This window comes from Streptomyces sp. SID5785 (assembly GCF_009870065.1).
Taxonomy (GTDB): domain Bacteria; phylum Actinomycetota; class Actinomycetes; order Streptomycetales; family Streptomycetaceae; genus Streptomyces.
On sequence record NZ_WWIA01000907.1, the window covers coordinates 1 to 7,193 of the forward strand.

Consider the following 7,193-nt stretch of genomic DNA (forward strand, 5'->3'; position numbering starts at 1 on the left):
GCCGGGCCCGGCTGCGCGCCCGGGCGGGAGCTGCTGGTGCGGTCGTTCGCCGCGCCGCCGCGGCTCCTGGTGTTCGGTGCGGTCGACTTCGCTCGTCCGCTGGTCCGCATGGGCCGGCTGCTCGGGTACCGGGTGACGGTGTGCGACGCGCGTCCGGCGTTCGCCACGACAGCCCGCTTCCCGGAGGCCGACGAGGTGGCCGTCGACTGGCCGCACCGCTGGTTCGCGGCACACGAGGAGTGGGTGGACGCCTCGACGGCGGTGTGCGTCCTGACCCATGACGCGCGGTTCGACGTGCCGTTGCTCGCGCGGGCACTGCCCGGCCGGGCCGGTTACGTGGGCGCGCTCGGCAGCCGTCGGACGCACGAGGACCGGCTGAGGCGGCTGCGCACGGCCGGGGTCGGAGCGGCGGCGCTCGCCCGGCTGCGCTCCCCGGTCGGGCTCGATCTGGGCGGGCACGGGCCGGAGGAGACGGCGGTGTCGATCGTGGCGGAGATCGTCGCGGTGCGCCGGGGCGGTTCGGGGGCGCCGCTCACGGGCCTGCCGGGTCCGGTGCACGCGGTGGCGGCCGGTCCGCCGCCGCCCGCACGGTGACCCCGGTGGCGCGCCGAGTCGGCGCGTCCGGCGCCCCGAGCGCCTCGCTCACCGGCACAGCCTTTTGAACACCCGTTCCGAAAGGGCATCATCGAGGCACCTTTTGAACGTCTGTACAGACGCTGCGCAGGATCCCGTCACTCCTCGACTAACCTGACGCCGTGGACGACGTGACAGCCCCGGAACAGCCGGAACACGAGGCCGCCCCGACACGGCCGGAGAAGCGGCGCGGCCGCGCGCACGACCCCCGGGGGAACCGGCGTGCGGTGCTGGAGGCGGCCCGCAGACTGTTCGCGGCGCACGGGTACCAGAGCGTCGGCATCCGCACGATCGCCGCCGCAGCCGGGGTCACGCCCGGGCTCGTCATGGCCTACTTCGGCTCCAAGGACGGGCTCTTCCGCGAGGTCGTCGGCGACGGCACGGGGATCACGACCCGGGTCCTCGACGAGGCGGTCGACGATCCGGCCGGGCTGCCGCACGCGCTGGCCCACTCCTACCTGGACCGCTGGGACCGGCTCTCCGCCCAGGATCCGCTCGCGGCCCTGATCCGGTCCGCGCTCGACCATCCACCGAGCGCCGCGCACCTGGCCGATCTGCTCGAGCGGCTCGTGACAGCCCCCCTGACCGCGGTCCTCGGCACCTCGGACGAGGCCGCCACCCGGATCGGGCTGATCCGCAGCATCCTGTTCGGCGTGATCATGGAGCGCTATCTCTTCGCGCACGAGCCGGCCCGCTCGGCACCCACGGCAGAGCTCGAACCGCTCCTGACCCAGGTGCTGGCGACAGCCTTCGGGACGGACCCCGCCGCCTCGGCACCCCCGGCGCCGGAGCCGGCACCGAACGCCCCCGCGGCCGACGACGACACGCGCGTCTTCGCCGCTCTCACCGACTGTGCGGCCCGCTACCGGACCCTGATCGGCCGGGTCGTGAAGCGGCACGGCATCGGTCTCGCCGCATTCGAGGTGCTGGCCGAACTGCGCAGGGCAGGCACCCCGTACCGCCGCACGATGGGCGAACTGGCCACGGCGGGTGCGGTGCGGGCCGGCGGGATCACCCAGCACGCGGACCGGCTCGCGCGGGCGGGCCTCATCGAGCGCGAGCGGGATGCACGCGACCGGCGCCTGGTACGGCTGCGGCTGACGCCCTCGGGGCTCGCCCTGGTGGACCGGGTCGGCGAGGAACGCCGGGCCGGTGAACGTGAACTCCTCGACGGGCTGCGCCCCGACGAGCGCCGCAGGCTGGCGGCGCTGCTCGGCTCCCTGGGCGACGCCCTGGCCGAGGGCGCCCCGGCGGACGGTGCCCCCTCGGGGCCGGACGCGGACTGACCCGGCCAGCGCTGCGCACCATCCCGCTACGCGTTGAGCTCCTCCAGCGTGCGCCCCTTCGTCTCGACCGCGAACAGGGCGATCACCGCGCCGACCCCGGCGACACACGCCAGCTGGGCGAAGACCAGGCCGAGGCTGCCGCCCGCTCCGAGGATCGCGCCGACCGTGACGGGGCCGAGGATGACGCCGAGCCGGTTCCACAGTCCGCCGAACGCGGCGCCCCGGGCGCGGTTGGCCGTGGGGTAGAGCTCGGGCGAGTAGAGGTAGAGGCCCGCGTTGATCGCGTAGACGAAGAACGTCGTGCAGGACGCGAAGACGGCGACCTGGATGCCCGAGGTGACGCCCGTGAGGGCGAGGACACCGAGGGCGAGGGCCGTGCCGCCGAGCGCGGCGACCAGCGCGGGCCTGCGACCGATCCGGTCGATGACGAGCGCGACCGCGAAGGTGCCGAGCAGGCCCGTGACGTTGCTCAGGAGCGTGTAGACGAGCGCGGTCGTCAGGTCGAGGCCGAAGTTCTTGGTGTAGAGGGAGGGCAGCCAGGTCGAGATGCCGTGGTTGACGTAGTACGCCACGAACCACAGGCCCGACAGGACGGCGGTGCGGCGCAGATAGCGCCCGGTGAACAGGTCGCGCAGCCGGCCGCCGGCGCCCTCCGGTGCGGGCTCGGCGCCGGGCCGGGGCAGGGGTTCGCCGACGGCGCGCTCGACCTCCTCCTCGATCCGGGCGATGACGCGCTCCGCCTCCTCGACACGGCCCTGGGTGAGCAGCCAGCGCGGGGACTCGGCGACGTGCCGGGGCAGCAGCGCGCCGATGACGACGGGCAGCGCGCCGAGCACGAACATGGCGCGCCAGCCGAGGTTCGGCACGACCCAGACGGCGATGAGGCTGGCCGCGGCGAGGCCCGCCGGGAAGATCATCTCGTACAGGAGGACGAAGCGGCCGCGCTTGTCGGAGCGGGCGATCTCGTTGATGTAGGTGGCGGCGACGGGGACGACCCCGCCGATGCCGAGGCCCTGGACGAAGCGGAAGAGCGAGAAGAGCTCGATGCCGTTCGCGAGGGCGACGGCGAGGCTGGCGACGCCGGTGACGGCGACCCCGAGCGCGACGGTGCGCACCCGGCCGATCCGGTCCCCGAGCCAGCCGGCGACCAGCGCGCCGAGCAGCATGCCGACCGAGGCGGAGGTGACCGCGAAGGTCGCCTGCCCCGTGCTGAGGTGCCAGTCCTTGGTCAGCACGGGCAGCGCCGAGGCGGCGAGGAGCTGGTCGAAGGCCTCGAAGAACGTCACGGCGCCGATCAGGAATCGGACCTTGACGTGCCAGCGGGAGTGCGGCAGCCGTTCGAGCCGCGCGGCGATCGAGCCGAGGCCCTGTTGTCCGGCCACAGTCGTCATGGAGGGGTCCTTCCGCGAACACGCGAACAGAGGAGTTCCGCAGACAGTAGAAGTGGATACCTAAGCGGTCAATGGTTAGGGACTTAGAGAGGTTGACGGTGACCTCACCGTCATCTCCGCGTCACCTTCTCCAACTAGTGCCCAGATCGGCGGCAGTTCGGCCGGATGCAACCGATGCGGTCGAGGGTCTTGCGGAGAGATATTTAAGGGCTTAGATTTCTAGCACTTCACCGATCCAGCCGTGACGTCACGAAAGGCCCTGCCGTGTCCGCAGCGTCCGTCTGTTCCACCGACATCCTCGTCGCGGGCCGGTGGCGGCGCGGGGCCGGAGCCCCCGTCGACACCGTCGACCCGGCCACCGGCGCGGTCGTCGCGACCGTCCACTCGGCCACCGCCGAGGAGGTCGACGAGGCGGCCCGCGCCGCCGCCGACGCCGCCGCGGACCCCGCCTGGCGCGACCTCCTGCCGCACCGGCGGGCCGCGCTCCTGTACCGGATCGCCGAGCTGACCGAGGAGGCCGCCGACGAGCTGGCCGCCACCCAGACCGCCGACACCGGGAAGACCCTCGCGGAGACCAGGGCACTGGCGCTCAGCGCGGCCGGCACCTTCCGGTACACGGCGGCCGCGCTGGAGACCGCCGAGGAGGCCGTCACCCCGGCGCGCGGCCCCTACGTGACGATGAGCGTGCACGAGCCGATCGGCGTCGTCGGCGCGATCAACCCGTGGAACTCGCCGGTGGCGAGCGACGCCCAGAAGATCGCCCCGGCCCTCGCCGCGGGCAACGCGGTCCTGCTCAAGCCGGCCGCCTGGACCCCGCTCGTCTCGCTGCGACTGGGCCGCATCATCACCCGGGCGCTGACGGAACACGGCCTGCCCACCGCCCTGTTGTCGGTGCTCCCGGGCAGCGGCCGGGTGGTCGGCGACGCGGTCGTGCGGCATCCGCTCGTGGGCCGGATCGGCTTCACGGGCGGCACGGAGACCGGCCGGGGCATCGCCGCGGTCGCCGCGCAGAAGCTGATCCCCGCCTCGCTGGAACTGGGCGGCAAGTCGCCCACGATCGTGCGCGCCGACGCGGACGTCGAACAGGCCCTGGCGGGCGTCATGTTCGGGATCTTCTCGTCGAGCGGGCAGTCCTGCATCGCCGGTTCGCGGCTGTTCGTGGCGCGCGAGATCCACGACACCTTCGTGGCCGAACTCGTGGCACGGGTACGCAAGCTGCGGGTGGGCCCCGGCACCGATCCGGCCACACAGGTCGGCCCGCTCGTGCACCACAGGCACCGCGACGCGGTCGCCGCCTATGTGGACCTGGCCCGCTCGGAGGGCGCCGAGGTGCTGTGCGGCGGCGCCCCGCCCGAGGGCCCCGCGTACGCGGACGGCGCGTACTACCTGCCGACGGTCCTCGCGGGTCTCGACAACTCCTCGCGCACCTGCCAGGAGGAGATCTTCGGCCCGGTCCTGGTGGTCCTGCCCTACGACGACGAGGACGACCTGGTCCGCCGGGCCAACGACTCCGTGTACGGCCTGGCCTGCGGAATCTGGACCCGCGACCACCGCGCCGCCTGGCGGCTGGCCCGGCGGATCGACGCCGGCACCGTCTGGATCAACACGTACAAGCAGTTCAGCGCCTCCACCCCGTTCAGCGGGATGAAGGACAGCGGGCTCGGCACGGAGAAGGGCCGCGACGCGATCCGCGCCTACCAGCGGCAGAAGTCCCTGTACTGGGGCACCTCCGACGCCCCGCTGCCCTGGGCCAACTGACCCCACGCTCACCGGAGTTCCGTATGTCTCACCCCCCGATCGCCCGGCTGCGCGCACTGCGCTCGGTCGAGCTGCTCACCCCCTCCTTCGCCGAGGCCGCCGACTTCTACGAGGACGCGTGGGGTCTGGAGGTCGTCGAGTCCGAGCACAGCGCGAGCTGGCTGCGCGGCACCGGCGAGGAGCACCACGCCCTCCAGCTGACCCGCTCCGAGCGCACCGGCCTCGGCCGGCTCGTCTTCGCGGTCGCCACGCCCGCCGAGATCGACGAGGCGGCGCGCCGCCTGGAGGCCCGGGGCATCCTCCCGGTCGCGGGCCCGGGCCCGCTCGACCAGGTGGGCGGCGGCTACGGCCTGCGCTTCCACGACCACGAGGGCCGGCTCGTCGAACTGTCCGCCGACACCTGGGCCGTCGCCCCGCGCGGCCGCGACGGCGCGGTGCCGGTCGGCGTGACGCACGCCGTCCTCAACACCCCGGACATCGACGCCGCGGTCGCCTTCTACCAGGACGTCCTCGGCCTGCGCGTGTCCGACTGGTCCGAGCACCAGATGGCGTTCCTGCGCTGCAACGCCGACCACCACTGCATCGCCTTCAACCAGGCCGAGTGGGTCTCCCTCAACCACGTGGCCTACGAGATGAGTTCGGTCGACCACTTCATGCGCGGCCTCGGCCGGCTGCGCCACCACGGGATCGTCCCGCAGTGGGGCCCGGGGCGGCACGGCCCCGGCAACAACACCTTCTCGTACTTCACGGACCCGACCGGCCTGGTGTGCGAGTACACGTCCGAGGTCGCCCAGGTCGTCGAGGACCGCTGGATCGCCAAGGTCTGGCGCCGGGTGCCCGAGCTGTCCGACCTGTGGGGCACGGCGGGCCCGCCGTCGAAGGAGATCCGCTGCCACATGGCCGGCGCGCCGGAAGGAGAGCACAAGTGAGCACGAACCCGCAGACCCTACAGACCCCGAAGACCCCGCAGGCCCCGCAGACCGCGCAGACCCTGAAGGTCGGACTGGTCGGCTGGGGCGCCATCGGCCGGGTCGTCGGCACCGCCCTCGCCGCCGGTGAGATCCGCGGCGCCGAGCTGCACCGCATCGTCGACAACCGCCCGCTCGGCGAGACGGCCCCCGCCGCCCAGGTCCCCTTCGAGGAGGCCATCGAGTCCTGCGACCTGATCGTGGAGGCAGCCGGTCAGGGTGTCGTACGGGAATGGGGCGAGCGCGTCCTGACCAGCGGAACCGACCTGCTGATCGCCTCGACCGGGGCCCTCACCGACGACGAGCTGGCCGAGCGGCTGCTCGCCGCCGGGCCCGGCCGGGTCTCCTTCACGGGCGGCGCGGTCGGCGGCCTCGACCTGCTCCAGGCCGTGCGCTCCTTCGCCCCGCTCGACGAGGTCAGCCTGACCACGACGAAGCTGCCGTCCACCCTCGAACAGCCTTGGATGGACGAGGAGTTGCTGACGCGCATACGGACGGCGACCGGCCCCGTCGAGGTCATGTCGGGCACCGCGCGCGACGTGCCGGTGAAGTTCCCCAAGTCGACGAACGTCGCGGCGTCGGTCGCGCTCGCCGTCGGCGACCTGGACGCTGTGCGGGTCCGGGTCGTCGCCGATCCGGGCGCCCACCTCACCCGGCACGTCGTCGAGGCGAGCGGGCCGCACGGCGCGTACCGCTTCGAGGTCGCGCACCGGCCCGACCCGGGCAACCCGGCCACCAGCCGGATCGTGCCGTACGCGGTGCTGCGCTCGCTGTCCGCGATCGCCGGGCGCCCGGGACAGATCCTGTGACCGGGCTGCATGTGGCCGAGGCCGGTGCGAGCGGCCCCCTGCTGCTCTGCCTGCACGGGATCGGCTCGTCGTCGGCGGCGTTCGCCCCACAGCTCGAGGGGCTCGCGGCGCACGCCAGGGTCCTCGCCTGGGACGCGCCCGGGTACGGCAGGTCCCCCGACCCGGAGGCGCCCCTCGACCTGGACGGGTTCGCGGACGCGGCGGCCGGGGTCATCCGGGCCCGCGGCAGCTCGGCGCACGTGCTCGGCGTCTCGTGGGGCGGCGTCATCGCCCTGCGGCTCGCCACCCGCCACCCGGACCTCGTGGACTCGGTGATCGTCGCCGACTCCAGCGCCGGTTCCGGCACCG

General features: G+C 73.7%; 7 protein-coding genes. 6 read left to right on the forward strand and 1 reads right to left on the reverse strand.

Annotated features, from left to right (window positions below; translation table 11 throughout):
• A partial coding sequence (locus tag GTW43_RS29860) for an XdhC family protein (protein ID WP_161305110.1) occupies positions 1-594 on the forward strand: 594 nt, incomplete at its 5' end.
• Between the two features lie 161 nt (positions 595-755).
• Positions 756-1,919: a TetR family transcriptional regulator gene (locus GTW43_RS29865; RefSeq protein ID WP_161305111.1), complete on the forward strand. Its 1,164-nt coding sequence runs from the start codon at positions 756-758 to the stop codon at positions 1,917-1,919.
• A gap of 26 nt (positions 1,920-1,945) precedes the next feature.
• Here the strand turns inward: GTW43_RS29865 and GTW43_RS29870 are convergent, their stop codons facing one another.
• Positions 1,946-3,310, reverse strand: coding sequence for an MFS transporter (locus GTW43_RS29870; protein WP_161305112.1), 1,365 nt, complete (start codon positions 3,308-3,310; stop codon positions 1,946-1,948).
• 264 nt (positions 3,311-3,574) lie between these two features.
• On the opposite strand from GTW43_RS29870, the gene GTW43_RS29875 reads away from it, so the two are divergent.
• The 4 genes from GTW43_RS29875 to GTW43_RS38290 form a co-directional block, all read left to right on the forward strand.
• The gene (locus tag GTW43_RS29875; RefSeq protein WP_161305113.1) at positions 3,575-5,068 is read left to right on the forward strand and encodes an aldehyde dehydrogenase family protein; all 1,494 of its coding nucleotides are present in this window, start codon (positions 3,575-3,577) and stop codon (positions 5,066-5,068) included.
• Between the two features lie 23 nt (positions 5,069-5,091).
• On the forward strand, positions 5,092-5,997 hold the full coding sequence (locus GTW43_RS29880; RefSeq protein ID WP_161305114.1) for a VOC family protein: 906 nt from the start codon (positions 5,092-5,094) through the stop codon (positions 5,995-5,997).
• A gap of 62 nt (positions 5,998-6,059) precedes the next feature.
• Positions 6,060-6,845, forward strand: a complete 786-nt coding sequence (locus GTW43_RS38285) for an aspartate dehydrogenase domain-containing protein (RefSeq protein ID WP_237536890.1) — start codon at positions 6,060-6,062, stop codon at positions 6,843-6,845.
• A partial coding sequence (locus GTW43_RS38290) for an alpha/beta hydrolase (RefSeq protein WP_343246159.1) occupies positions 6,842-7,193 on the forward strand: 352 nt, incomplete at its 3' end. The genes GTW43_RS38285 and GTW43_RS38290, both read left to right, overlap by 4 nt.

Excerpts from the sequence above, each read along its gene's own strand:
- GTW43_RS29870 (WP_161305112.1), bottom strand. The coding sequence starts at position 3,310 with ATGACGACTGTGGCCGGACAACAGGGCCTCGGCTCGATCGCCGCGCGG.
- GTW43_RS29880 (WP_161305114.1), top strand. The coding sequence starts at position 5,092 with ATGTCTCACCCCCCGATCGCCCGGCTGCGCGCACTGCGCTCGGTCGAG.